The organism is Arthrobacter dokdonellae (assembly GCF_003268655.1).
GTDB classification, from domain to species: Bacteria; Actinomycetota; Actinomycetes; order Actinomycetales; family Micrococcaceae; genus Specibacter; species Specibacter dokdonellae.
Window position 1 is genome coordinate 2,862,998 of sequence record NZ_CP029642.1, and the last position, 24,694, is coordinate 2,887,691.

General features: G+C 60.0%; 21 protein-coding genes. 15 read left to right on the top strand and 6 right to left on the bottom strand.

Features of this window, described 5'->3' with window-relative positions; genetic code table 11:
* Nucleotides 1–594 precede the first annotated feature (594 nt).
* The 9 genes from DMB86_RS12695 (at nt 595) to DMB86_RS12735 (ending at nt 12,544) form a co-directional block, all read left to right on the top strand.
* Complete coding sequence (locus DMB86_RS12695) at nt 595–2,772, top strand: helix-turn-helix domain-containing protein (protein ID WP_113718132.1); 2,178 nt, start codon at nt 595–597, stop codon at nt 2,770–2,772.
* A 562-nt stretch (nt 2,773–3,334) separates the two neighbouring features.
* Nucleotides 3,335–4,651 carry an extracellular solute-binding protein gene (locus tag DMB86_RS12700; protein ID WP_227878354.1) on the top strand — a complete coding sequence of 439 codons (1,317 nt, stop codon included), beginning with the start codon at nt 3,335–3,337 and terminating at the stop codon, nt 4,649–4,651.
* A gap of 122 nt (nt 4,652–4,773) precedes the next feature.
* Nucleotides 4,774–5,625, top strand: a complete 852-nt coding sequence (locus tag DMB86_RS12705) for a carbohydrate ABC transporter permease (RefSeq protein WP_227878751.1) — start codon at nt 4,774–4,776, stop codon at nt 5,623–5,625.
* Nucleotides 5,625–6,464 (top strand): carbohydrate ABC transporter permease, encoded by an 840-nt coding sequence (locus tag DMB86_RS12710; RefSeq protein ID WP_113718134.1) that lies wholly within the window; start codon nt 5,625–5,627, stop codon nt 6,462–6,464. Before DMB86_RS12705 ends, DMB86_RS12710 begins: the two co-directional genes overlap by 1 nt.
* 184 nt (nt 6,465–6,648) lie before the next feature.
* Nucleotides 6,649–7,695: a LacI family DNA-binding transcriptional regulator gene (locus DMB86_RS12715; RefSeq protein ID WP_171814480.1), complete on the top strand. Its 1,047-nt coding sequence runs from the start codon at nt 6,649–6,651 to the stop codon at nt 7,693–7,695.
* Between the two features lie 12 nt (nt 7,696–7,707).
* Entirely contained in the window at nt 7,708–8,688 is a 981-nt protein-coding gene (locus tag DMB86_RS12720) for a glycoside hydrolase family protein (RefSeq protein WP_113718135.1), read from the top strand.
* Nucleotides 8,685–9,710: a carbohydrate kinase family protein gene (locus tag DMB86_RS12725; RefSeq protein ID WP_113718136.1), complete on the top strand. Its 1,026-nt coding sequence runs from the start codon at nt 8,685–8,687 to the stop codon at nt 9,708–9,710. Before DMB86_RS12720 ends, DMB86_RS12725 begins: the two co-directional genes overlap by 4 nt.
* A gap of 203 nt (nt 9,711–9,913) precedes the next feature.
* On the top strand, nt 9,914–11,116 hold the full coding sequence (locus tag DMB86_RS12730; RefSeq protein WP_113718137.1) for a NosD domain-containing protein: 1,203 nt from the start codon (nt 9,914–9,916) through the stop codon (nt 11,114–11,116).
* A gap of 87 nt (nt 11,117–11,203) precedes the next feature.
* Nucleotides 11,204–12,544 (top strand): NosD domain-containing protein, encoded by a 1,341-nt coding sequence (locus tag DMB86_RS12735; RefSeq protein WP_113718138.1) that lies wholly within the window; start codon nt 11,204–11,206, stop codon nt 12,542–12,544.
* Between the two features lie 1,131 nt (nt 12,545–13,675).
* Here the strand turns inward: DMB86_RS12735 and DMB86_RS12740 are convergent.
* From DMB86_RS12740 to DMB86_RS12750, 3 genes are all read right to left on the bottom strand, one after another.
* Nucleotides 13,676–14,458, bottom strand: a complete 783-nt coding sequence (locus tag DMB86_RS12740; protein WP_171814481.1) for a class I SAM-dependent methyltransferase — start codon at nt 14,456–14,458, stop codon at nt 13,676–13,678.
* A gap of 259 nt (nt 14,459–14,717) precedes the next feature.
* The gene (locus tag DMB86_RS12745) at nt 14,718–15,134 is read right to left on the bottom strand and encodes a hypothetical protein (protein WP_129545528.1); all 417 of its coding nucleotides are present in this window, start codon (nt 15,132–15,134) and stop codon (nt 14,718–14,720) included.
* A gap of 358 nt (nt 15,135–15,492) precedes the next feature.
* Complete coding sequence (locus DMB86_RS12750; RefSeq protein ID WP_113718141.1) at nt 15,493–15,873, bottom strand: helix-turn-helix domain-containing protein; 381 nt, start codon at nt 15,871–15,873, stop codon at nt 15,493–15,495.
* A 397-nt stretch (nt 15,874–16,270) separates the two neighbouring features.
* Here DMB86_RS12750 and DMB86_RS12755 point away from each other — a divergent pair, with 397 nt between their 5' ends.
* Together DMB86_RS12755 and DMB86_RS12760 are read left to right on the top strand one after the other, a co-directional pair.
* Nucleotides 16,271–16,630: a helix-turn-helix transcriptional regulator gene (locus tag DMB86_RS12755; RefSeq protein WP_227878752.1), complete on the top strand. Its 360-nt coding sequence runs from the start codon at nt 16,271–16,273 to the stop codon at nt 16,628–16,630.
* Between the two features lie 78 nt (nt 16,631–16,708).
* Entirely contained in the window at nt 16,709–17,122 is a 414-nt protein-coding gene (locus DMB86_RS12760; RefSeq protein WP_113718143.1) for a VOC family protein, read from the top strand.
* A gap of 518 nt (nt 17,123–17,640) precedes the next feature.
* Here DMB86_RS12760 and DMB86_RS12765 read toward each other — a convergent pair.
* Nucleotides 17,641–18,009, bottom strand: a complete 369-nt coding sequence (locus tag DMB86_RS12765) for a hypothetical protein (protein WP_129545529.1) — start codon at nt 18,007–18,009, stop codon at nt 17,641–17,643.
* 852 nt (nt 18,010–18,861) lie between these two features.
* On the opposite strand from DMB86_RS12765, the gene DMB86_RS12770 reads away from it, so the two are divergent.
* Together DMB86_RS12770 and DMB86_RS12775 are read left to right on the top strand one after the other, a co-directional pair.
* Nucleotides 18,862–19,212: an ArsR/SmtB family transcription factor gene (locus DMB86_RS12770; RefSeq protein WP_113718145.1), complete on the top strand. Its 351-nt coding sequence runs from the start codon at nt 18,862–18,864 to the stop codon at nt 19,210–19,212.
* A complete protein-coding gene (locus DMB86_RS12775; RefSeq protein WP_113718146.1) occupies nt 19,209–19,709 on the top strand; it encodes an SRPBCC domain-containing protein in 501 nt (166 codons plus the stop codon). Before DMB86_RS12770 ends, DMB86_RS12775 begins: the two co-directional genes overlap by 4 nt.
* A 625-nt stretch (nt 19,710–20,334) precedes the next feature.
* On the opposite strand, the gene DMB86_RS12780 is transcribed toward DMB86_RS12775, so the two are convergent.
* Nucleotides 20,335–21,045 (bottom strand): hypothetical protein, encoded by a 711-nt coding sequence (locus DMB86_RS12780; RefSeq protein WP_113718147.1) that lies wholly within the window; start codon nt 21,043–21,045, stop codon nt 20,335–20,337.
* Nucleotides 21,046–22,111: 1,066 nt separating this feature from the next.
* On the opposite strand from DMB86_RS12780, the gene DMB86_RS12785 reads away from it, so the two are divergent.
* On the top strand, nt 22,112–22,279 hold the full coding sequence (locus tag DMB86_RS12785) for a helix-turn-helix domain-containing protein (protein ID WP_113718148.1): 168 nt from the start codon (nt 22,112–22,114) through the stop codon (nt 22,277–22,279).
* A 172-nt stretch (nt 22,280–22,451) separates the two neighbouring features.
* On the top strand, nt 22,452–23,474 hold the full coding sequence (locus DMB86_RS12790; protein WP_171814482.1) for a tyrosine-type recombinase/integrase: 1,023 nt from the start codon (nt 22,452–22,454) through the stop codon (nt 23,472–23,474).
* 511 nt (nt 23,475–23,985) lie between these two features.
* On the opposite strand, the gene DMB86_RS12795 is transcribed toward DMB86_RS12790, so the two are convergent.
* Complete coding sequence (locus tag DMB86_RS12795; RefSeq protein ID WP_113718150.1) at nt 23,986–24,456, bottom strand: winged helix-turn-helix transcriptional regulator; 471 nt, start codon at nt 24,454–24,456, stop codon at nt 23,986–23,988.
* Between the last annotated feature and the right edge of the window lie 238 nt (nt 24,457–24,694).

The window sequence follows — 24,694 nt, forward strand, 5'->3', positions numbered from 1 at the left end:
TTTTCAACTGGCGAACGGGAACACCGCGGAAATCCATGGTTTTTGCCGTCCTGGAAACATTGAGACGGTGACCGACAAGAATTGGCCCTCCGATCGTCGTACTCTCTGAATCAATCGAGGTCATAGCCCCAGGACTCTGGACATGCACGGCCGTCCGGCAACCGAGTTCCTAGCTCTAACGCGGTTCTTGTCGTTTGATGCGAAGTGAATCGCACATCTTTTGTGAGAAAATAGATGTTGAACGGCAATGCAGGCTCGATCTTCTGACCCGCGGATTCGCGGGGTTTTGTGCAGCCAAATTCGCCTCCGCAGCTGATTTACCCCACATTGTAAATCTCACCATATCTAGAGTCCTGAGCCCCAGGACTCCGGACACGGTCGGATGACGGGTTTGGGTGTTTGTTGAGTTTCCGGGGTTTTTCTTGCTGGAACCCTGTTAATTTTGCCCATTCTTCGATATAATAGATTAAGGAAAATACCTCTATTGGAAGGGTGAAATGATGGGTCTCATGACTGCTCAACGTCCTCTTCCTGTGGCGATGGCTTCCGGTGCTGTGAAGCTGGGCCTGGCCGGGGAACTCGTGAGCGACGCCGATGGTGGCGGCACTGTTTTTTCTGCACGGACAAGCCTCGTTTTCCTGGGACGGCGGTGATGAGGCCGGCCGCCGTTGGGCAGCGGTGAGACTCGCGGCGCTTAAGGCAGCCGGCGTCGCTGAGATCGCAGCGGCCTTTGATGTCACACCCACCACGGTGTGGCTGTGGAAGCAACTGCTGACTGAAGGCGGCATTGCCGCGTTGGTGCCGGAGAAGAAGGGTCCGAAGCGGGCTTCCCGGCTCACCGAGAGTGTCATCGCCCGGATCGTGGAACTGCGCAGCACCGGTTTGTCCCAGCAGGCCGTCGGTAACGCGGTCGGCGTCTCGGAGTTCAGTGTCCGCCGGGCCTTGAAAATCGCTGCCGAACAAGCCGCTGCTGACGCTGCGGAAACACCCACCGCCGATGAAGCTGAAGCCTTGGAACCAGCACAGCAGCCCGGGTTGCCGCTCCAGCCGGTCCCGGCACCTCGCGCAGCGGAACGTGCCGCCGCCGGACTGCTTGAATGCGCGGTCCCAGTGTTTTCCCCGGCCGCCCACATCCGGCACGCGGGATTGTTCCTGGCCTTCCCGGCACTGGAAACCACCGGCCTGCTCAGCTGTGCGAAGGAGGTGTACGGGGCGTTGCCGAATGGTTTCTACGGCCTCGAGTCCGTCCTGATCGATGCCGTGCTGCGGGCGCTGGCTGGGGAAGCCCGGGCCGAGGGTGCCACCCGCTTCGACCCGGTGGAACTCGGACGCGTGTTGGGATTGGATCGGGCCCCGGAAGTAAAAACCATCCGCCGCAGAATCAGCCAACTTGCTGAGGCCGGCAACGCCGGGGAACTGATCGCTGCCCTGGCCAAACACCACCTTGCCGGCACCGGCCCGGGCGGGGAGAACCTGGCCGCGATCCTCTACGTTGACGGACACGTGCGCGCCTACCAAGGCACGAAAAAGATCGGGAAAATCTACTCCACGAGGTTGAAATTCCCGGTCCCGGCTACCGAGGAAACCTGGGTCACAGACGCCCAAGGATCCCCCGTCTTCGTCGTCATGGCCAAACCGGGCGCGTCCCTGGCCGCCGAACTCCGCGGCCTGCTGCCGGAACTGCGCACAGTGGTCGGGGACGAGCGGCGCGTGTTGGTCGGCTTCGATAGGGGAGGCTGGTCACCGGCGTTGTTCAAGCACATGGATGCGGCCGGTTTTGACGTGCTGACCTGGCGCAAAGGCACCACCAAAGACATCGAAGAGAAATTATTCACTGAGGTCTCCCACACCGACGACCACGGGGAAGAACGCAAATGGTCGGTCGCCGACACGATCGTTGACCTCCCCCTGGCAACAACGAAGAAAACCGGCGAAGTCTTCAGCATCCGGCAGATCAGCCGGATCGTGGGCACCACCGGTGGAGGCACACGGCAAATCCACATCCTCACCACCGACCGTGACCTTCCCGCCGGGGAACTCGTGTATCGAATGGGCAATAGGTGGCGGCAGGAAAACCAGTTCCGCTACGCCCGCATGCACTTCGAGCTCGACTCCCACGACTCCTACACCAGCATCGACGACGACGAAGACCGGATGGTTCCGGATCCTGCGAAGGCCAAGGCTTACCAAAAAGTCGTTGCCGCCCGTAATGCCCATGCCGAGGCCGCCGCGATCGCTGACATCAACTTGATGGCACTGAAAACACCGTCCGAGGGCTCCAATGAACTAACTGTCACGGTCACCAGCGACATGCACAACCAAGCCATGGCACCGCTCTGGGAGGCAGAAACCGCCTTGATTGCTGCAGAGAAAGCCCACAAGAAGATCCCGGCGAAGCTGCGCCTCGGGGATCTGAACCCGGGCCAGCAAGTCTTGGATACCGAGGTCAAGCTGATCCACACCGGCATCCGCATGGCCGCCTACAACACCGCGATGACCATCGCCCGCGAGATCCGCACCAACACCGGATACAAACGCGCGAACCAGGAAGCCCACGCCCTCATGCGCCAAATCTTCAACCAGCCCGGCCACATCGACACCACCAAGCCCGGCCAGCTCACCATCACCCTTGACCCTCTGCCGACCAAAGCCAAAACCGCGGCCGCCGCCGAACTCTGCAAGCACCTGAACAGCACTGCAACTCTCTACCCCGGCAGCAGCCTCATCCTCAAATACGAGATCAAAACCAAGGCTCCGGCTCTCATCAATTAAATCGTGATGTCCGGAGTCCTGAGCCCGCGGATTTTGACGATATTGCCGTAATCCGCCCGCCGTCGACCGGCTTCGAATTTGGTCCCATCAACGCACGCAACTCGGTCCCGTTGGTCAAACCGCATGGGATGAAAAATGTTAGGACTGCCGGAGCACGATGCCACCGCTCCCAGGCGTTGTGATCGCAGCCATCTTGTCCGCGTGACCGATCTGGGGCATTCTCTTCTAAGCCTCACGTAGAACCAAATACGAGGCGGTTGAAGTGGCCCGCTTCCGACCAACTCAATCTATCCGTACGTCCTGATCGGTATGTGCGAACAGCTCAGGTGGTGCGCGTTGCAGGAGAACGTCGACTCCTTGCGGGGCCCGTCTCTCTTGGGCTGATGCGTTCTTCGTGCGGCCAAAATATTTTGGCATATTTTGGCTGGTTTTGGCGCTTGACTGCGATAAGCGAGGGTACGTAGGCTCGTGCCAAGACGTTTTGCCAAAACGTTTCTTCATCGCCAAACCGGTGAAGCCCCCCTCGCGGTTGGCGCCGCACTAAATTGAATTCGGAGTAACGATGCTTCGCACAAAACTGACGGGGTCGCGCCGCGTGCGCCTGCCTCGCATGAAGGCGGCCACGGCCGCCGCAGTCGCCACCGCTTCCCTGCTGGCGCTGAGCGCCTGCACGCCGGGCGCCAGCACCAACAGTTCCGCGCCCGTCAAGTCGATCACCGTTTTGGTGGAGGCTGGCGGACATGCTGAACTTCAGCCCATCGCCGACCTGTATGCGAAGGACACCGGCGTGAAGGTGAACTTCGTCGAACTGCCCTATAACGGCCTCTTCAATCGCGTCAACAGCGAGCTGTCCACGGGGAGCGTGTCCTTCGACGTTGCTGCCTTGGACGCGATCTGGCTGCCGACGTTCGCCGCGGGACTTGAGCCGATGAATGACCTGTACACCCCGGCGGTGACGGCGGACAACTTCCCGTCCGTCGTCCAGGAAGCCAAAGTCGGCGCCAACTTCGTTGGAATGCCGGCCTTCACCAACTCGGAGATCCTTTACTACCGCACGGACCTGTTCAACAACAGTGCCAATCAGGCCGCATTCAAGGCGAAGTATGGCTACGACCTGAAGCCGCCGACGACCTGGCAGCAGTACGCGGATGTCGCCGCGTTCTTCACCAAGGACGGCATGTACGGCGCACCTCTTCCGGGAGCCGAGGAAACACAGTACCTTGCGGCGCTCTCACAGGCAGGCGAAAAAGAGATGGTCCTGAACTCGGCAGGAACCAAATCGACCCTTGGTGACGCAGCCAGCCTCAAAGCGCTGGACTACTACACCAGCCTCGCGAAGTATGCTCCTGCGGGGGCGGCCGCCGTCGACTGGAATGCGGCGCAGAACCTTTATAACCAGGGCAAGTCGGCGATGATGCTCTTCTGGGCCCACGCCTACCGACAGATCCCCACCAGTTCGCCCGTCTACGGCAAGACCGGAGTCGCTCCCATGATCGCCGGCCCCGCCGGTATTGCCGGAGTCCCCGGGCCCTACTACCTCAGCATTCCCAGGCAGGGAGCGCATCTGTCCGCATCCACGGCATTTGTCAAGTTCGCCTACGACCACAACGCCCTGAGTGCCGACACCTCGCTCGGGCTGGTCGCGCGAATCTCCGCGCTCAAGCAGTATGAGGACAAGCCGGGCTACGCGGCCTACAAGCCGATGGTGACCACCCTTTCGGCGCCGGCTACCATCACTCGTCCGGCGAACGCGAACTGGCAGAACATTGTCAACAACGCGCTGATCCCGATGATTCAGAAGTCCCTGCAGCCCGGGGCGGACAACGCCGCACTCCTCAAGGCCGCCGCGGCCCAAATCGATCAGATCGTTCAGCAATAGCGATGACAGCCATGACTCCTGGGCGGCCGGCCACCCGGCCCGCCGCCCACCGCCCCAGGCCCGTCCCTTCGCCTACCCGTAAACGGTTCCGGCTGACCGACAATCGGTTTGCTGCCCTTTTGATGCTGCCGGCCGCGCTCTTCCTCGCCGCTTTTGTTGCCTGGCCCCTGCTTCAGTTCGTCGTCAACAGCTTCTTCCGCTACAACCCCATCGCCGGCGGCCCACACACCTTTGTCGGGTTCGACAATTATGTCCGGGCCCTGACCTCGGCTGGCTTCAGCAACTCGGTCGTCCGCACCATCGCCTACACCGCGATCGTCGTCACCCTCGAATTCGTCCTCGGCCTGACCGTGGCCCTGCTCTTTAGCGGGCTGGGTGACCGCTCCCGCTTTTTCCGGACGGTATTCCTCTACCCGCTGATGATCGCCCCGATTGTCGCCGGTCTGCTTTGGCGCTTTCTGCTCATCGACAATTCCGGGATCGTCAACCAGCTGCTGTTCGACGCGCACCTCACCTCGTCCCCCAACCAGATCCAGTGGTTGAGCGACCCGAACATTGCGTTGTTCTCCGTTGCCCTGCCCGATATCTGGCTCACCACTTCCTTCATCTCACTCGTCCTCTTCGCGGGCCTGCAGAACGTCCCCGGCGAGATCATCGAGGCGGCACGAATCGATGGAGCACGCTATCCAACCCTGCTCTTTCGGATCATCCTGCCGCTGCTGCGCCCGGTGATCGCCGTCGCGCTCATCGTGAGAGGCGTCGACGCCGCGCGGGCATTCGACGTAATCGTCGTGCAAACCAATGGTGGCCCCCAGAACTCGACGAATGTCCTTTCGCTGCTCGTCTACAACACCCAGATCGCCAACGGAAACCCCGGTCTGGCGAGCGCCATGGGAACGATCTACCTATTTGCGTTGATGGTCATTGCCGTCATCGCTGTTCTCACCATCTGGCGCCCTGGGAGTGATAACTGATGAACGGACTCGAGTCACGACGCGGCAGCACCCGCGCCATACTCTGGACGGCACTGACCGTGCTCGTCGTCCTGTACGCCTTCCCCTTCGTCTACATGCTGTTCACCTCGTTCAAGACGCCGATCGAGACGAACGCCATTCCACCCACGATCCTGCCCTCGACCTGGACGATCCAGAACTACATCACTGCCTTGACTACGCAAGGCGTTCCGCAGTCGTTTGTGAACAGCATCCAGACCGCAGTGATAAGCACCGTCGTCTCGCTTGTCCTTGCAGTTCCCGCGGCCTACGCGGTGACGCGTTACCGCACCCGCCTGGGCCGGGTCTTCATCCTGCTCGCGCTGGTCATGAGGATGGTGCCGGCGATCGTGGTCGGTGCCCCGCTGATCGCTTTCTTTCACAGTCTCGGACTGTCAGATACCTCCTTCGCCCTTGCACTCGCGCAGACGACGATCTCGCTTCCCCTGTCCATCTGGCTCCTGGCGAGCTTCTTCGAGGCGGTGCCGGACGAACTCGAAGAGTCCGCGCGGGTCGACGGGTGTTCCCGGCTCGGGTCGCTCTGGAGGATCGTGATCCCGATCACCAGGGGAGGATTGGCGGTCGCCGCGATCTTCGCCTTTCTCGCCTCCTGGAACGACTTCATCTTCGCTTTGCTGCTGACCTCGGTGCGCGCTGTCACAACCCCTTTGCAGATTGCCAACTTCCAGAGCCAGTTCGGCCTGGACTGGGGCACCATGACCTCACTGGCGGTGCTCTACTCGGTTCCGGTGATCGTCCTGGCCATCGTTCTCCAGCGGCACATCGTCGCAGGCCTCACACTCGGCGCGGTCAAAGGTTGACCCGTCGCTCCATGAAAGGACCCTTGGCGCACATGCACTTCTTGCGACCGGACAGCCCGTTTCACGGACTCGCTAACGTGGAGCCTGCGCGCACCCGCCGGGAGTCAACTTCGGCCGCACGGGCGGCAACTGCGACTCGCTATGGGACGAGTGATCCCACACATCGAAACGGGGAGGAAGAGCTATGGCAGTGAAAAGCGCAGGCATCCGAGCTGTCGCCGAAATGGCGGGCGTTTCGGTCACGACCGTGTCGCACGTCCTCAATGACATACCGCACACGCGGATCGCGGAAGAGACGCGGGCACGAGTGCGCCAAGCGGCGAAAGCACTAGGCTACGGACCGAACCGGATGGCGCAGGCTTTACGCACCAACCGGTCAGGACTCATCGGCCTGCTGAGCGAAGAGATCGCAACCACACCCCATGCGGGCAGGATCATTCTGGGTGCCCAGAACGCAGCACGTGAACACGACTTGACCCTGGTCATCATCAACACTGACCGCGAATCCAGCGGCAACTCCCACAGGGACGACGTCCAGGGGCTGATCGACAGGCAAGTGGACGCGATCCTGTACGCGACGATGTATCACCGCCAGGTCCCGCTCCCCTCAAACCTGCAGGGCCTGCCTGTGGTCCTGATCGACTCGACCGATCGGGCCGGAATCGTCCCGGCAGTGGTCCCTGACGAGGTGGGTGGCGCGATAGCCGCCGTCACGCACCTCGTCGAGGCTGGACACACACGCATCGGTTTCCTCAACAACGACGACGACGTGCCGGCGACACACGGACGTCTCGCCGGCTACAAACAGGTGTTGCAGGAGCACGGCGTTCCAATCGACGAAACACTGATTTCCTGCGCACCGTCAGAAACCCTTCCCGGCTACGAGCTTGCTCGAGAAGTCCTCGCTAGGAACGACCGGCCGACCGCCTTGTTCTGTTACAACGACCGGATGGCAATGGGTGCCTACAGGGCCGCAACCGAATTGGGCCTGACCATTCCGCGCGACCTCTCGGTCGTCGGATTCGACAACCAGGAACTCATCGCCGCGAACTTGTTCCCAGGCCTAACCACCGTGGCGCTTCCGCACTATGAAATGGGCGTATGGGCCGTGGAAACCCTCGTGCACCTGCTCAACGCAGACGCCGGGTACGAAGGCGCCGCCGGCACACCCACACTTCTCGACTGCCCACTCGTCCTCCGGGGCTCAGTAGCCAAACCGCGAAAGAACTGAAAGGTACATACGATGTTTCGACTTGCCGCGTCTTGGGTATGGGACTTCTGGATCGCCGACGATGGCGCCCGCTACCACCTCTTCTTCCTGAAGGCGTCCCGCGCCCTCATCGACCCTGACCGGCGTCACTGGCGTGCCACCATCGGACACGCAACGTCCACAGATCTCAGGACGTGGACGGAACACGCCGATGCGGTCATCCCTGACGACTCACCGACGTTCGACGACCTCGCGACGTGGACCGGGTCAGTCGTTCGCGAGGACACCGGCATGTGGCGGATGTTCTATACGGCTGTCAGTCGCGCCGAAGGCGGCCTCAACCAGCGCATCAGCTCCGTCGTCTCCGACGATCTCGTCACGTGGCGTCGAGAGCCCAACAGGCAGGTTCTGGAACCGGACGCCCGGTGGTATGAAACCGCCGAAACGAGAAAGTGGCCGGACCAGGCATGGCGGGACCCGTGGGTGTTCCGCGACCACGACACCTGGCACATGCTGATCACAGCACGAGCCAACCACGGCGATCCCGATAACCGAGGCGTCATCGGGCACGCAACCTCACCGGATCTGACCCACTGGACCGTTCAGCCGCCGCTGTCCGAGCCGGGCGCCGGATTTGGGCACATCGAAGTCGCCCAAACCCTGATCGTCGACGGCCAACCGGTCGGCCTGTTCTCCTGCCTCGCTTCCGAACTGGCGCACGAACGCCATGCCGAAAACCCGGTTGGCGGGGTTTGGGCGTTCCCTACCGAATCCTTGACCGGGCCATTCCAGACGGCGGATGCGTACCGGCTCACAGACGAGCGACTCTATGTGGGTCGGCTGGTTCAGGACCGCGCCGGAGCGTGGCAGTTCCTAGCGTTCCTGAACGAGGACCAAAACGGCAGCTTCGGCGGTGAGATCACCGACCCGCAGCCCGTCAGTTGGGCCAACGGCCGGCTCACGATCGAAGCAAAGAACCAGGCAGAAACGCTCGAAGCCAGAGTTCCCTCGTGAGCACGGACGCACTCGTCGTCGGGGAGGCGCTCATCGACGACGTCGTCGTTGAGTCTGACCGCGTGGGTCACTATCCGGGCGGATCACCCGCCAACGTGGCGCTTGGCCTCTCCCGGCTGAATCTCGTCACCCGTTTGCACACCGCAATTGGAGACGACGAAGACGGGGAACTGATCAGAAAGCACCTGAGTGAATCCGGTGTGCTCCTTACCGCAGAATCCGGAACGAATTCCCCGACATCCAAAGCGATCGCGACCCTCGCAGATGACGGATCGGCAAGCTACGAATTCGCTTTGAGTTGGGACCCCCTCAACCTCGACGATCTCGGAGCTCCGAAGGTCATCCACACCGGTTCCTTGGGAGCGTTCCTGGACCCCGGTTCCGACATCACCCGAGACATTATCCGACGAGGCCGAGCCGCCGGTGCACTGATAACGTTCGATCCGAACGTGCGACCGGCCCTCATCCCAGACTCAGACAAGACCCGCAAACTCTTCAAGGCACTCACCTTCTCCAGCCACCTCATAAAGCTCAGCGATGAAGACGCCGAGTTCCTCTTCCCGGGAAAACCCCTCGACTATGTCCTCGATCTCCTCATCGACGGCGGGCCGGCCGTGGCTGGGATCACATGCGGAAGCAGGGGCGCATTGCTCGGGAGCGGTCAGCATCGGATCAGTATCCCGTCCGTCAAAACCACAGTCGCGGACTCGGTGGGCGCCGGCGATTCCTTCATGGCGGCCCTGATCTCGGCCCTTGCCTTCGAAGGTGGCGGCTGGGACGGGCAACCGATTCCCGTGCGGCGACTCGAGGAGATCGGCGGGAAAGCAGCCCGTGCAGCGGCCATCACAGTCTCCAGGCCTGGCGCTGACCTCCCGACCCTCAACGAGCTCATGAGGGCCAACCCAGGATCTGAGCCTGAAATCGAAGGCCAGCCCCGCCCTCATCCAATCTGTGTGTCCAATCGCCACCCTGAGCCGCCTGCAATGCCAACACCATCTACACAGAAAGAGGTCAACCATTGAAGGAACAGTCCCAGCCCACGCGCCGCGCTGTCGTTCAGGGCGCGGCGACCGCGGCCGCGCTCACAGCGCTCAACTTTCTAAACGCCAAACCGGCGATGGCCGAAACAACGCCACCGCGCCCAACGAAACAGCCCACACCCCAGCGCCGAGTCCCTGTCGGCCTCCTGTAACCGCCAATTTTCAAACCAGCGAGAGAGAAACAGATGGAACCCAACGTGTACGACGTCACCGATTGGAAGACCCCTGGGAAACCAATCCACCCCCAAGACGACATCGGCGCCGTGATCAACAGCATCATCGCCGACATCAAGAAACGACAGACGAACCAGTCAGACAAGCCTGGCGCCGTCATCTATATCCCGCCGGGCACGTACTCACTGAAGACCCGCGTCATCGTCGATGTAAGCTTCCTGACCATCCGGGGATCCGGACATGGATTCACTTCACTTTCGATTCGCTACAACTCGGATACGACCGGATGGCATGAAATCAACCCCGGCGGCAGCCACATCAAAGTCGAGAACACCGACGGCAACGCCGAAGCCTTCATCGTCTCCCGCCAGGGAAATCCACGCCTGAGCGCAGTCGCCTTCGAGAACTTCTGCCTCGACGGTGTCTCATTTGGCAGCAACGAAAACTCCTACCGAAACGGCAAGGTCGGAATCAGCTTCGCAACAGACAACGACTCCGCACGAATCCGCGGAATGGGAATGGTCTACCTTGAGCACGCACTGCTCGTCCAGGGCCCGGATGCCCTGGACGTCTCCGGTAACTTCCTCGCCGAGTGCGGAACGTGCGTCATGATCATCGGTGGCAGCCAAGCGTCGAAAATTTCAGAGAACCATCTCGGCGCCGGGCCGGTCGGTTTCACGATCTTCGCGGAGAACAGCAACGGCCTGCTGATCACCGGCAACAACATCTTCCCGCGAGGAATCGACTCCGTTCACCTCAAGAACTCGTTCCGCTCCAACATCTCCGCGAACCGCCTCCAGTCCTTCTACCCCGGAAGCATCACACTCGAAGGCGACTGCAAGGAGAACCTGATCAGTTCCAACATGTTCGAGCGCCAGGTCGAGTCGTACGGCCCCTTCATCGGCATCGGCAACGGCCTCGACGACGATTTTGGGGTCGTGCAGGTCAACGGCGACGGGAACACCATCACCGCCAACCATGTCACCCTGATCATCCCACCCGAACAGGTCAAACCAGCCGGCGGAACCGCGGCGATCTTCCGCATCAAGAGCGGCGATCAGAACCTCATCGGCACCAACCACATCATCTCCAACCTCTCGGTCCACACGGTGGTGCTCGACGTCGGGACCACCAACTCGCACGTCTTCGACAGCGGAACCGAGGCACAGCTGCTGGCGAACTCCACCAGTTACGGATTCCGCCCCACTCCATAACACACCAGGCACGTAAGGGGGCCCTGTCCGGTTCCCCGATCCCGCGGACGACTGGGACTGAAAAACCACGACACAAAGGGAAAACCTATGTCAAGCAACAACTACTACGACGTGACCGCGTGGCCTGTCGGCAATCCGTCCGAGGACGTCGGTGAAGTCATCAACAGCATCATCGCTGACATCAAGAAGCGCCAGACGGCCACCGATGGGAGCGACGGCGGAAAGCCAGGCGCGGTGATCTACCTTCCGCCCGGAGACTACCGCCTTCGTACGCCGGTGGTGATCGACATCAGCTTCCTCACGATCCAGGGCTCGGGACACGGCTTTACGTCCTCGAGCATCCGGTTCAACGTTCCCGAAGACGAATGGCCTGACCTGCATGAGTTATGGCCCGGAGGCAGTCGCATTCTCGTCGACATTCCCCTCGGCCAAGGCCAAGAGGAGCCGAAGGGCGCAGCCTTCTACATTGAGCGGAGCGGGAGCCCGCGGATCAGTTCGGTCGAGTTCTCCAACTTCTGCATCGACGGGTTGCACTTCAACACCGATGGCTCGGAATTGCATCCAGAAAACACCTACGTCAACGGCAAGACTGGGATCCATGTAGCAAGCGCCAATGACTCCTTCCGCGTTACCGGCATGGGATTCGTCTATCTCGAGCACGCCCTGACCATCTACAACGCGGACGCGCTTTCCGTTCACGACAACTTCATCGCCGAATGCGGAAGCTGTATTGAGTTGCGTGGATGGGGACAGGCATCAAAGATCACCGACAACTTGATCGGGGCTGGATTCAAGGGTCACTCGATTTACGCCGAGAATCACGGGGGGCTCCTAGTCACCGCGAACAACGTCTTCCCCCGCGGGGCGAGCAGTGTCTATCTCAACGGCGTCACGCGTTCAAGCATCACCAATAACCGCCTGCACTCGTTCTACCCCGGGATGGTGGTGCTGGCAGAGAATAGTTCGGAGAACCTCGTGGCCTCGAATCATTTCCTCCGTGACCATGAGCCGTGGACTCCTTTTCTGGGAATCGATAACGGACTGGCCGACCTTGATGGACTTCTCTGTATCAGCGGTAGCAACAATTCGGTCATCGGCAACCACTTCTCCGAGGTGATCGACTCACAGAGCATCCGTCCAACCGGTGCGACGCCTGTCATCATCCGGCTGACGAAAGGGAGCAGCAACTTCGTTTCCAGCAACCACGTAGTGGCAATGGACGTTCACGCTAAGTCAGGTGATAACGCCTTTTCAGCTCAGGTGGACGCCCTATTGACGACCGAGGCTCCAGACGACCTCGCCGTTACGGCCGTCTTGGTCGATGCCGAATCGGCCCGGAATACAATCCTTGATTCTGGAAGCGAAGCCCAAGTTGTCGTAGATAGGGCCCTCAACGCCTTTAGGGCCACACCCGTGATCGGTTTCTAGTCGGCTCATGCGGTTGAATCCCAGCAACCATCGCAAGCCCGGCGATGCCCTGGGAATCGCCAACATCGCGGGCACCTCATGGCACTGACGTCATAGGCGGGTATCCTGTCGTACGTTCGATCGGGCAGGCGTGCTCCTCAGTTGCCTCCCCTCCCGTTCCCGGCCCCATCAACCGTGACCTGGGAGATCCGGAAGACAACACGCAATCTGGAGTAGCCAGCCCTGAAGGGCCACCCCCAGCGAGACTCCGAACGGTCGGTGCCCATTCAGACTCCATTGCTGTTCTCAAATCGAGCCCCAGAGCCTCCGATCTCGCCTGACAATCCGCATCCGTCCCGGCCCAATCGACCAACACATTGACAGTCCGAAAAAGCCATAGATATTTCGATCCCATGACCAATGAACCTGCGAACGATGAATGGAAGGGCAGGTCTGTGGCTCGATTGCAGCCCTGCTCACGTTTTACTCACGTTTTTCAACCAAAACCCAAGGCAATCCTTGGCATGTCAAAGGCGGCCAAGCTTGCCGCACTCCCCCGGGATACACGGTTTTTGGCGGTGGATGACAACCGCTGAAACCAGTGTCCTGAGTTTCTCTTGGTCGCTGGTTCGATTCCAGTCCGGGGCACAAAAAGGGCCTCTGACCTGCGGTTATACTGGTTTCGCTGGGTGCGCTGAGGTGCCAAATCATGTTCTACTCACGTTTTTGGACGAAAGGTTGGTCACGATTTTGGCGTAAATAGGGCCTAATCAGATCCCGTTTGTCGTCACGGTTTTCAACCTGAGGGTGGAGAATCCCCGGAATTCCGCGGATTCTCCGGGCCCGAACGATTCTGGGCTGTGGCTGCCAAAATTTGGCCCTCCGATCGTCCGACACTCGGCATTGAACACCGCCGGCCAGCCAAGACCTCTCCCTGAAACTACAAGCAGCCCGGCGCAGCAGCTCCGATCCCCAGGCTCACGTAGTTCGGCAATAGTGCTTTGAATCTGCGGCTCAGCGAACGAAGCCGGCCTACCCATTCCAGCCCGACTTTCTTCCGGCCGGCCAGGCTCCCAACTCGTCCCGTAAGAGGAACCTCCTGCGGGACATTTTCGGCGTTAGTTGGGACTTCATGGTGCTAAGTTGCTCCACCTATCCCACGACATATTCGTCTGGTCGTTGTAGGCGGAAGGCGGCCGTTATGTGAGGGAATCCAACAAGCCCGGTGTCAATCGCCTGGGATTGTTCTCCAAAGCGACGGATTTTCGACAAGATGGCGCGTTGGTCGGCTCTCTGTGAAACGAAAGCCCAAGAACTGGCCAGTTGGACGAGCTGGTCGACAGACAGCTCGTAATTGACAGGGAAATCCTTGCGTACAAACGTGCCTCGTCCGGCAAACCCTCCGGGCACGCTTCGGGTTTGGTCAGCGGGGGTTCCGTCCGGCTCGGCGATTGCAGCGAGTTCTTCCACCCACTCGCTGGTGCGGTCCCAAGTGTGCCATGCCATACCCATAATGCCATTTGGCGTCATCACACGATCGCATTCAGCTATTGCCGGTTCGGGGTCTACCCAATGCCATGCCTGGAGACAAACAATGGCGTCGACACTCTGGTTTCCCAAAGGGATGTGTTCCGCCGAGCCGTTGGCAGTACTGATGCGAGCAGCGACTCCGGATGGAAGCTCCTCACGGACCGTTCGGAGCACGGACAGCATGTCTTCCGACGTATCGACAGCGGTGACGTCATGTCCGAGAGTTGCGATGGTCCGGGTTCCTAGGCCTGTGCCAGCTCCTAGATCCAGCACTGCCAGCTGTTGATCGTGAGAGGGTGAACCCAGCAGCCACGAAATCACCTCCGCCGACCAAGTAGGGCGGACATCATTGTGCAGAACAGCATTATTGCTCGAAGCAGTTGGCACACTATGGATCGGATTCATACTTGCCAGCCTAGCGAGTACCACGTTCGGGCCCGTCATGAAGGTCTAGCATCAACCGACACAAAGCATCAGGGGACCGGGCCGTATCGCCACGCCCGTATGCGGAACCGTGAACGGGACGGTTTGCTCCAGTTGGCGCCAATCAGAAGGCGGAGTCTGAGTAGTAACGGAACAGACTTGCGCGGTTTAGCTGAATGCGCATGCAAAGCTAGGGCTAATCGAGCGCTGGCTCAGGGTCCAGCGGGAAGACGGTCAGAAATTATTCCGCTGGCAGGTTGACGTATCCCCACAGGTCTTCCGACACACTGAAAAGACGTGCGCCGATCTCGTCAAGCTCGTCCAATCCACGCAAGGTGGTCTCCCAACGCGGCTGCGGCCCGGGCGCTCCGGACCCCTTTTTTCTCCGGTGGCGGAAGACCGTTTTGCCCCCAAACATTAGTTCTCCCACGCTCGCGTGGAGGATCTTGTTGCGTTGCTCTAGGGCTGCTTTTGCTTCCGCGAGCATTGCCTGGACTTCCGCCCTGCCCTCGTCTCTGACCGCATCTGAGTCAATCGCCAGTTTCCTCGCAAGGAGGATCATTGATGACGCGCTCATGTTTGCAATCACGGCATAGCCGACTTCAGGGTCGAGGTGGTTAATCAGTGACACACACAATTCCACAAGGTTGTCCTCCACGGCTGAAGCCCAGATAGCTATCCGGCCTACAGCGGCTTCCCCCTCAGAGGTGGTGCCCACCCATAGGCGGTGCCCCTGCACTTCTGCGTCTTCTTCTTCCGTTACTACTCAAACACCAGCTACGGGAGGGGAGACATTAGCTTTGCGGAGGTCGATCTGCCCGACGACGTGCGCTCGGGGTCGGACTTGCCAGAGAAACTTCTGGCTAGGTTTCAGATTCCTATTCAGAAGGCGCCGACGCGAAATGTGGGGCATTGGCTAGGGCGCATGGGGGTCGCCGCAGAAAACGGAAAAAATCGTACGCTGAGGGGCGGTGGAGTGACCGTCCCTCAGGGGGGCTGAATCCGTATTTGAGGGTTCACTCCCAGCCCCGTTCTGAATGGGTCACCTGGCGATAGTACTGCCCTTCCTCCGTCGCGTTTGCAGCGTCGCCCTTAAGGAAATACCATCCGCGAACCGCCCCTGAGCCATTGCTCGCGACGAGCCATTTGGGTTTCGTCGTTTCCATACGTCCGGCGCTATCGGTGTAGACGCCGTTGCGATCAGGCGGAGAGAGGCGGAGTGTCGCCCCGCGAACATTGATGATGCGATGCACTTGCATGCGCGAGAGCCCGGCTGCTTGCGCGATCTCCGTGACCTTCACCCGGTGTTCGTATGCACGGAGGATGGCCTCCTCAAGGTGAAGGTTGGCGGACTGAACGGCCAGGTGGGCGTCATTGAGGTCAGTGAGGACTGTCATGAATTAACTGTAACATTTAGTTACTGATGTAACACAATTATTCATCGCTTGCCTAAGACAAAATGCCAAGGCATCAGTCAATGTCAGGGCTGCCGGACAAGTCGGCAGCGCCTCGTGAGCTAGCCAGTAAGCCGGTCGGAGAACGACCCGTGGAATCATGCGCGCGCTGGTGCTGAAAAGTCACGCTATGGCAGTTCCAGCGGGGAACGGTGACTGGGACAGTCGGACACAGGCCGTCCCGTTTGCGCATCCCTGATCGTGCGCACCAAGGTCATGGGGTGGTGTGCAGTCTTTCATGCTTGTGACCTGCGAAGAGCGCAACTGTTTCGCCTAGCCTTGGAGGGTGAGCCGCGAAGCCGAAGACCTCAACCGGCGCCTGTTGCGTGCCCGCGACGCAATGGACCGCGCCTACGCCGAGCCGCTCGACGTGCGCGCAGTGGCGGCAGTGGCCCACATTTCGCCTGCCCACTTCAGTCGCTGCTTCCGCGCCGTCTTCGGGGAGTCGCCCCATCGCTACTTGCAGCGACGCCGGGTCGAGCGTTCGATGTTTCTGCTGCGAGAGAGTGGCCGCACCGTGACCGACATCTGCTTCGACGTAGGCTTCAGCAGCCTCGGGACATTTAGCCGAACGTTCCGGGAGATCGTCGGGCAGACGCCGAGCGCATATCGGGAGGGGCATGGCCCGATCGTGGCGCCCCACTGTGTCCAACTTGCTGCCATGCGACCTCGGAGCAGCGCTGGACGCCGGACACAGTAGAGCACGTTTGGATAAGCCACCCCAGGGGAGAGCTGCATAAGATCGAGGAATATCACGAGAACGGAGCCGGAGAACAACATGATAACCGCACTGAATGTCGCTTCCATCTACGTCCTGGACAAGGACGAGGCGCTCGACTTCTACGTCAACAAGCTCGGACTTGAGAAGGGCAATGACGTGCAGCAGGGCGACTATCGCTGGCTCACCGTTCGCGTCCCTGGCGAGGGAGCTACCGAAATCTCACTGGAGCAGCCCGGTCCGCCGCTACACGACGAAAAGACGGCAGACCAAATACGCGAGTTGATCACCAAGGGTGCTCTGAGTGGCCTCGTCTTCATCACCGACGACGCGTGCGCGTTGTACGACACTCTCCGCGAGCGTGGCGTCACCGATTTCACCCAGGAGCCCACCGAGCACTTCTACGGTACCGACATGGGCCTTCGAGACCCCTTCGGCAACCCCATCCGCATTCTGCAGCAGGGAACCGCTTGAGCTGCTTTAAGAACTAAAGGGGCAAAGCCCCGTTAGATCTGAGACGTGAACCATCAGTGAAGGTCAGCCCCACAAGGGATCCTTTACCGGGCACTCGACGCTCCATCGAGCCGAGAAAGGGAACGAGTTCGCAGCGATCTCGACCACGACAGTTTGACCCCGCCATCGCGGTCAAACTGTCGGTAGTGAATTTCCGGATAGTCAGCTTCCTTAGCTGTTCTTCCCCGTGAGGTTGTGTACGCGGGCTGAGGGGCTTGGCCGTCGAGCGGTCACTTCCTTCGGCGGACGACGTACAGCGCGACAAAGACCACGAACAGGGTGACAAAGACTGCGACTAAGGCGCCTGGGGTGATTCCCACTGCTGTCATCTCTCCTCAAACAAGTCGCTGAATCTCCCCTGGGTGCGGCGAAGACTCTGGTACGTGATGTCCAGCGCCGCGGGGACTTGTTCCTGACGGTACACCGACCCTATCGATTGCGGCTGCTGCCGCAGCCGCGCGCGGAGTGGGAGAGCGTGTCTAGATGACATGGTTGAGGTACAACGCGATCAGGAGGAATGAGGCGATGAGCACCCATACCGGTGCCAGGCCCCTGCGCGGGGCGACTTTCCTGATGGCGGTTGTCCGGCCGATGACATAGACCGTGGGCAGGAAGGCCCAGATCCAACGGAAAGGCCGTACGACCCCGACGCCGCGCAGCTTCCGCCAGTCCAGGTAGCCCAGAAGACCAGTGGCACCAAAGGAGATCACGGCAGAGAAAAGAACCACAGTGGCCGGTGTGACCGAGCCGGCGTGGAGGATCGCCGCTACCATGCGCACGACGTCGCCGCGGGCAGCCAGGACAGGCACGGCAAGGAGCATCCAGATGTAAGGGGTGTACACGGACACGTGGGCTCCGAGCATAGGCCGGGGAAGCCGTAGTCCGGGGAACCGTGCGGCCAGCGGACTCTGGGTGCCGGTATCCCCTTCGGCTTCCCCGGCGCTGTCTCCCCATTTGGAGATTCCGGACCCGTAGGGATCCGCAGACCAGTCTCCCGGTGGGAGTCCTGGTTTCTGAGCCGTTGGATCCATCAGTCATCCTTTCCATTCCGGACGCTCGTTCAAGCGCTACGCCGTGATCAATTCTCCGATGCCTTCCCTTCACTGGGTGCCCCCGGCACGCCAGGCCACGGGCTTTTTCGTGGCGTGGGGTGCAGACGAGGGAACCGCGGGGGGGGCAGGGCGAGGAAACAATGACACCGAGCCCGTGTTGGCGACGGCCCAGGACCAGTGGACAAGTACCCGAGGACGCTGTTCGGTCCAAAGAGCCCTCGCACTTGCCCGTAAGCCGGTCAACTATCGGCTGGGTGGCTCGCCTCAAGCAACAGTGGCTCCAAGATCTATTGGGTTGTCCTCAGGGGATCGGAGTACGGACGCTTGTCCAAGGGTTTTCAGTGCCGACCGAGATAAGTTAGTTCGAGGGCAGGAAAGCGTGAGGACGCTTTGGCCCCGAGCTTCCGCAACAGGGAGGCAGCCGGTGCGATCACTGTTCCTGTCAGGTCGGTAGATGACACCCGAACAATCTCACCATGGCTTCACGGCTCCACCACCACCCGATTCTCGCACCGCACACAAGCGCACCATCACTTCGTCGACCTCGAAGGGCTGACGGACACCGGGGAATCCGGGATGCCTAACAGACGTGGATTCCACAATGCATGTATCCTTGTGGATACGTAACTACTTTGGTACATTCGATGAATGGATCAGGTTTTTCATGCACTAAGTGACAAGAATCGACGTCGCATCGTTGAGCGCCTGAGTGAAGGACCCGCGTCGGTGACAGAACTCGCTGACCTGTTGCCTATCGCCAGGCCCGGAGTTTCCCGGCATTTGCGGGTGCTGCGTACTGCCGGACTGGTGACGGTTGATACTGACGCGCAATTCCGCATCTACAGCTTGGATCCTGCGCAGTTGACCACTCTTGATGAGTGGCTTCGGGCACGTAGTGAGCAGTGGGCTCAGCGGTTAGGTGCTCTGCACACAGAAATTGCGCGGGGGAAACGGGACAGCGTCAGCACTCGTCACATCGAATCGAAGGAAGCATCATGATTTCTATGCCCGTGACCGGCTCTACTCGCGTGGAGGATGGTGTGGGTATTGTGACCGTCACCACCGAATGTTCCACGTCGCTCGACGATTTGTGGGAGGCGATTACTGCTCCTGAGCGCCTCGCGCGATGGTTCGGGCAAATCCAGCCAAAAGATGACGATGCAGCGATGTACGACGCGTCACTCAGCACGGGATGGAGCGGCATTATCAGAGTCGACTTGTGTGAACCACCTCGAGTTATCCGTGCCACCTTCGTCGACGAAACGGAACCGCCGACAGTTGTGTCCGCCGTGCTCGCAGCCACAGGAAATGGTAGCCAACTGACGATCGAGGAGCGAGGACTCCCCACAGACGACCTGACAGTCTACGTTGCTGGATGGCACGCACAAGTCGATCAACTTGTGGCGGGCTTGTCCGGCGCAACGCCCATCGAATGGCGGCCACGCTGGGAACAACTCCGCGCCGACTACCGGAACCGTCCTCCGGTTCAGCAATAGTCGCGGAAGTCGCGAACCAATGGACTGATCTGATGCCGTGAGACGGAAGGCAATTCGGGGCCTTCTCAACCGCAGTCTCGTAAGCCGGTCCCTCAGTGAGACAACCGCCTGCTGACCTGCCCTTTTGATATTGCCGCTCGATGGGTGTCCCGTATACCCCGCCCGAGAATAAGCCCGGTGACGGGAGGGTATACGGGACACATCTCAACTTCGATTTCAGGGGAGTGGGTGGCGGTGCGAACTGGTCCCGATCTACAGTGTCCTGCTATCGTCACCGTCTCGAGAAAGTCATTCCTTCGTGTCCGAGGTGATGTTTCTGTTCTCGCAGAAGGCAGCCCCGAACCTCAACGAACATGCGCTTCTTATGCTCCTCCACGGCAATCTGGCCAAAGGGGTGCTTCGCCAACATCTCTTCGGTAGATGTTGCCATCCTGTGCCTCCCTCCACATCTTCAATCAGCGTTGACTCCGTCGCTGCCCAAGAGCATCTACCAATAAATTCAAGTTCCACGAGGTCCTGACATGTCCGCGACAGGCCAGACCATCTTGCTTGTTGTCGTTGACGAACATGACCGGGCTGAAAACCGGAGGTGGTGGACGTTGATTCAGCCACGGTGGCTCTGCCGTCAAGGTTTCGGACGTGCCTTCAGGGTAGCGCCGATTTTCTCCACGGATGCGAACCAGGACAGCAGGTCCTGGTCGATAGCGCCGATGACGGTCCTCATGTTGGCCAGCTGTGCAGCGATGCTGCTATTGATGAGTGGTTCTAAATGCGCCACCCTGTTCCTTAGGCGGTAGACACCGTCGACCGCCCGTTCAAGTTCGTGGACCGGTCGCCGAAGATGCGGAAAAGCATGGTGAAGGGCTTCATCCCAGAGCAGTTGCTTGCCCAGGTCATTGCGTCCTGGGAGAAGGAATCGCCAGGTCCCCATGGACAAAGCGGCAAGAATGTCAGCGTGCAACGGATCACGCTGATCCTTGGGCCGGGCCCTGGTTGAATGACCGGCGCGATTCTTCGCTTCTGGCAGGTCCCGGCCAACGACGCGCTCCAGCAAGATTGAAGGATCCAGGAGCCAATCGCTGGAATGCGACTCCCCCGTGGTCGGGTCAACCTGACCGGCGTTCCAAACGCACAATTGCTCGTCCATAGCGTTGCGCAAGACGACCTCAAAAATGTGCAGCGCCTCGTATACGGCCCCAGAAAGTTCAACGTTCCACCGGTAGAGCCGCACAGCACCCTGCAGGCTCCCAGCCGTGTCGAGGTACGGCGCCAACCTCGGCCGACTCAGCCGCCGCAGCAGGATCGCCTCAACACTTATTTGTTCGCGCCTGTTCACAGTAGTAAACTGTAGTTGAAGACAGGGGCAGGTTCCCTGTTATGGATTACTGAGGGTCCCGTAGCCAGGAGCTGCGGGGCCCTCAGCTTTTAACGCCTGTCACCAACCAAGACGCTCCCGGCGCGTTCGTCGCCCATTCTCTCCCTGGCAATCCCCGAGGGTATTCCGCGACCTACTAGCCGTTCGCAATTTGGCTTTCAGAATTGATCCCAATTTGGGCTGACGGAGTCGGCCTTCTGGAGGCAGACGATCCCCAAATCATGGCAAATGACGCTCCAATCCCCCTCCAAAAAATCACCAATCAGAATTTTTGACGCCGGTCTTGGCCGCACGTCAGGCGGGACCGAAACCACGCCCTGAACAACGCGAACCGTTGACACACGACGGCCGTCCTTTCACAACTGGTGACATGCCACCAGCCGTGCCGATGGACCTGCAAACGGTCATCAAACAGCAGCACCCGCGCTTCGCTGCAGGTGCTCGTCACGTTTTACTCACGTTTTTCAACGAATACCCATGCCAATCCTTGGCATACCAAAGGGCCCTATTGTCCCGCACTCCCCCGGAAATTGGCGGTTTTTGTCGTTGAATGGCAACGATTGGCATGACAGTCCTGAGATTCTCTTGGCCGCCGGTTCGAGTCCCGCCCGGGGCACCAAATGTGGCTCTGACCTGCGGTTTTACAGTTTGGGCCGGGTGCGTCGAGGGGCCAAATCACGTTCTACTCACGTAATTGAACGAAAAGTTGGTCACGTTTTTGACATTTTCGGGGCCTAATCCGACTTCATTCGACGTCACGTTTTTCAATCTGCGGGCGGGAAATCGGCGGAAATCCGCGGTTTTTTCAGACCCTGGTGGTTTGAGTCCGTCGCTGCGAAATATTGGCCCTCCGATCGCCGTACTCACGGGGCAGGATGTCTTTGGAGGACAAGGAATTCGCCTGCACAACGGCAACCCGGCCGCCATCGTCGCACCGCCAATACAGCGCCTAGAGCGGCACGAAGTTGGCGACTAGGACACCGAGGGCGAGCCATGAAACGACAGTCCCGGTTTCGTCGACGAGTGGATGACGCCCAAGGAGATCTGCCATGAGTTGCAGATTCCCGAGCAGACCTTCTATCAGTGGCGCGTCAAGCACGCGGGACCGAGGGCTCACAGGATCGGGCGCCACCTTCGCATTAGCCTCACGGATTTCAACGCGTGGCTCGCCACCACGGAAGACCCCCTTGTCTAGAGCAAAAACTCCGCTCGGGACGTAGGGGAAAGTAACCCGCCGAAAGCTTGGCCCAACCACTTGGAGGGCCCGGGCGACCATGCGCGGCTACGACGGGAAGCCCCGCATGTACCAAATGACCGGGCCAACCGGGGCACAAGCAGAAACTGGCCTCCTGACCAAGCTCAATGCAATGCTCCCGACTACCAACGATGTCATCAGCCCCGACATGGTCATGGGTGAACTCGCCAAGTTCTGGTGGCTGGAATTCGAAGACCTCGGACGGGCGGCCAATACCCGCCGACGCTACAGGGAAATCATTGACACATACATCCTGCCCGGCGTTGGCAACCTGACCATTCGAGAAGCCAACGTCTCCACCTTGGACAAGTTCCTCAAGGGTGTGCGCACCAAACATGGCAATGCAACGGCCAAGATGTCCAAAACGCTGCTCTCCGGCATGTTGTCCCTGGCGACACGCCATGGCGCCGCCCCAGCCAACCCGCTCCGGGAGGTCGCCCGAATCCCTACTGACAGCAAGGAAGTTAGGGCTCTGACCATTGACGAGGTGGCCAAACTTCGACACGACGTCTACCGGTGGCCGCAGCCAACAGGACGCCAGAATGGACTCCACGAAAAAGACATCCTCGACGTCCTGGACGTCATGTTGGCCACCGGCGTCAGGATCGGCGAGGCACTGGCCATTCGGTGGTCCGACGTCGACCTTGCCGCCGAGAAGCCAACTGTCACCGTTCGCGGGACCATCATCGACGTTCGGGGCAAGAACGGACTCAGGATCCAGGACCACCCCAAGAGCGCCAACTCACGGCAACGCTACTTCCTGCCGCTCTTTGCTGTGGAGATGCTGCGTCGGCGGCAGGCCGATCCGCTCCGCCAGAATGTTCTTGAGTTGGTGTTCCCCTCCAGTACCTTGACCATTCGCGACCCCAACGGGTTTCGCAAACAATGGCGAGAGGCCAGGAAGGCCGTGGGCTTCGAGTGGGTCACGCCACACACCTTTCGGAAGTCCGTCGGGACGATCCTGGCCAACACCCAGGGCATGGCCGCCGCAACCGCACAGCTCGGGCATTCCAGTGAACAGATCACGAGCAAGCACTACGTCCAGAAGACACATGAGGCGCCGGACAACACGGAGGTGCTGCAGGCTTTTGGAACAAGAACTCCAGAGGTGCCGCCGAACGGCGAAATTGGCTGAGAACACGAAATCTCTACCAGATATCGGCGCAACAACGTCGTTGGACGACTTGGCGCCGCCTACTGGTTCTTCTCCTTCCCTCCGATATATCGGCTGGCACCTTCACCGGGCAATGCGGACTTCGAAGACTTACATCACTCGTGGAGCCAACTATTTCGAAACCCAGGACGAGGAGCAAGTTGTTGAGTTGATGGCCAAGCCTGACGCCGCGATGCTCAAAGATGCGCGGGAGCGAGCTCACAAGCTGATCCAACAGCTTCAGTGAATCAAACCGTCGATGATTGCGGGAGAGTCTGGGTCCGCACCAGGGTTGATGTTCGGCGGCCGGGGCACGTCGTCCGATGTAATGCGTCAGAAGCGCCGAATCGATAACGGCGTCTGACCAATTTAAGGAAGACACTGTTGACGGGTCCGGACTTGGCTACGATTAATCCGCCACCACCTGCCACGCACATGCCGTCGAGCTGGCCGATCTCAACTCGAGGGCCGGGGCGCCGGGTTCGAACGGCGATCAGTACGGTGCCGCAGCTTGTGCCTCAGCTGAGTCGCCGACGCGAACAAAATCCACGTCCTCGTGCGGCACGTTCACGCCGCTGGCATCGACAAGGACCGCTCGCACGCGTTCTTGGCTGGCCCGAGTCACGGGAAGCATGCTCACCCCTCGCTCATGAGGAACATTCGCTTCTCCCCACTGCTGCATGGCCACGAGCACCAGCTTTAGTTCATTGCCGGCCGCGGTCAGCTCGTAGGCATCGCGCGTCCGTTGGCCCTGTTCTTGATAAGGCACCTTTTCCAAGACGCCGTGTTCCACGAGTGTGTTTAGCCGGGTACTGAGTACGTCACTGGCGATGCCCAAGGCGTCCCGGAACTGCGCGAAGGTGCGTTTCCCGAAGAGTGCCTCGCGGAGCAGGAGAAAGTTCCAGGAATCACTGAGGACGCCAAGTGATCTGGCGATACCGCACTGGCTGTCGAGTGCGTTCATGAGAGTTGCTGACTTACGAGGCATGTTCCAACCGTAGCTTGAATCTGCACAACCAATCCAGCAGCAATGTTGGCCCAGCCGCCGCATCAGTTCATCGACTGCATTTCGCACACCAGTCACGCAATCCGAATTGTTACAGCTGGGTTGCCATAACCAATTTAGCCTCGGTATGGTTGATCCAGCCCGTCGGGCCAGGTGGATGACTCTTGTCGCCTTGGCACACACTCCCTGTTTCGAG

Excerpts from the sequence above, each read along its gene's own strand:
- DMB86_RS12695 (WP_113718132.1), top strand. The coding sequence starts at position 595 with ATGGTGGCGGCACTGTTTTTTCTGCACGGACAAGCCTCGTTTTCCTGG.
- DMB86_RS12700 (WP_227878354.1), top strand. The coding sequence starts at position 3,335 with ATGCTTCGCACAAAACTGACGGGGTCGCGCCGCGTGCGCCTGCCTCGC.
- DMB86_RS12705 (WP_227878751.1), top strand. The coding sequence starts at position 4,774 with ATGCTGCCGGCCGCGCTCTTCCTCGCCGCTTTTGTTGCCTGGCCCCTG.
- DMB86_RS12710 (WP_113718134.1), top strand. The coding sequence starts at position 5,625 with ATGAACGGACTCGAGTCACGACGCGGCAGCACCCGCGCCATACTCTGG.
- DMB86_RS12715 (WP_171814480.1), top strand. The coding sequence starts at position 6,649 with ATGGCAGTGAAAAGCGCAGGCATCCGAGCTGTCGCCGAAATGGCGGGC.
- DMB86_RS12720 (WP_113718135.1), top strand. The coding sequence starts at position 7,708 with ATGTTTCGACTTGCCGCGTCTTGGGTATGGGACTTCTGGATCGCCGAC.
- DMB86_RS12730 (WP_113718137.1), top strand. The coding sequence starts at position 9,914 with ATGGAACCCAACGTGTACGACGTCACCGATTGGAAGACCCCTGGGAAA.
- DMB86_RS12735 (WP_113718138.1), top strand. The coding sequence starts at position 11,204 with ATGTCAAGCAACAACTACTACGACGTGACCGCGTGGCCTGTCGGCAAT.
- DMB86_RS12740 (WP_171814481.1), bottom strand. The coding sequence starts at position 14,458 with ATGAATCCGATCCATAGTGTGCCAACTGCTTCGAGCAATAATGCTGTT.
- DMB86_RS12750 (WP_113718141.1), bottom strand. The coding sequence starts at position 15,873 with ATGACAGTCCTCACTGACCTCAATGACGCCCACCTGGCCGTTCAGTCC.
- DMB86_RS12755 (WP_227878752.1), top strand. The coding sequence starts at position 16,271 with ATGGACCGCGCCTACGCCGAGCCGCTCGACGTGCGCGCAGTGGCGGCA.
- DMB86_RS12760 (WP_113718143.1), top strand. The coding sequence starts at position 16,709 with ATGATAACCGCACTGAATGTCGCTTCCATCTACGTCCTGGACAAGGAC.
- DMB86_RS12770 (WP_113718145.1), top strand. The coding sequence starts at position 18,862 with ATGGATCAGGTTTTTCATGCACTAAGTGACAAGAATCGACGTCGCATC.
- DMB86_RS12775 (WP_113718146.1), top strand. The coding sequence starts at position 19,209 with ATGATTTCTATGCCCGTGACCGGCTCTACTCGCGTGGAGGATGGTGTG.
- DMB86_RS12785 (WP_113718148.1), top strand. The coding sequence starts at position 22,112 with ATGACGCCCAAGGAGATCTGCCATGAGTTGCAGATTCCCGAGCAGACC.
- DMB86_RS12790 (WP_171814482.1), top strand. The coding sequence starts at position 22,452 with ATGCTCCCGACTACCAACGATGTCATCAGCCCCGACATGGTCATGGGT.
- DMB86_RS12795 (WP_113718150.1), bottom strand. The coding sequence starts at position 24,456 with ATGAACGCACTCGACAGCCAGTGCGGTATCGCCAGATCACTTGGCGTC.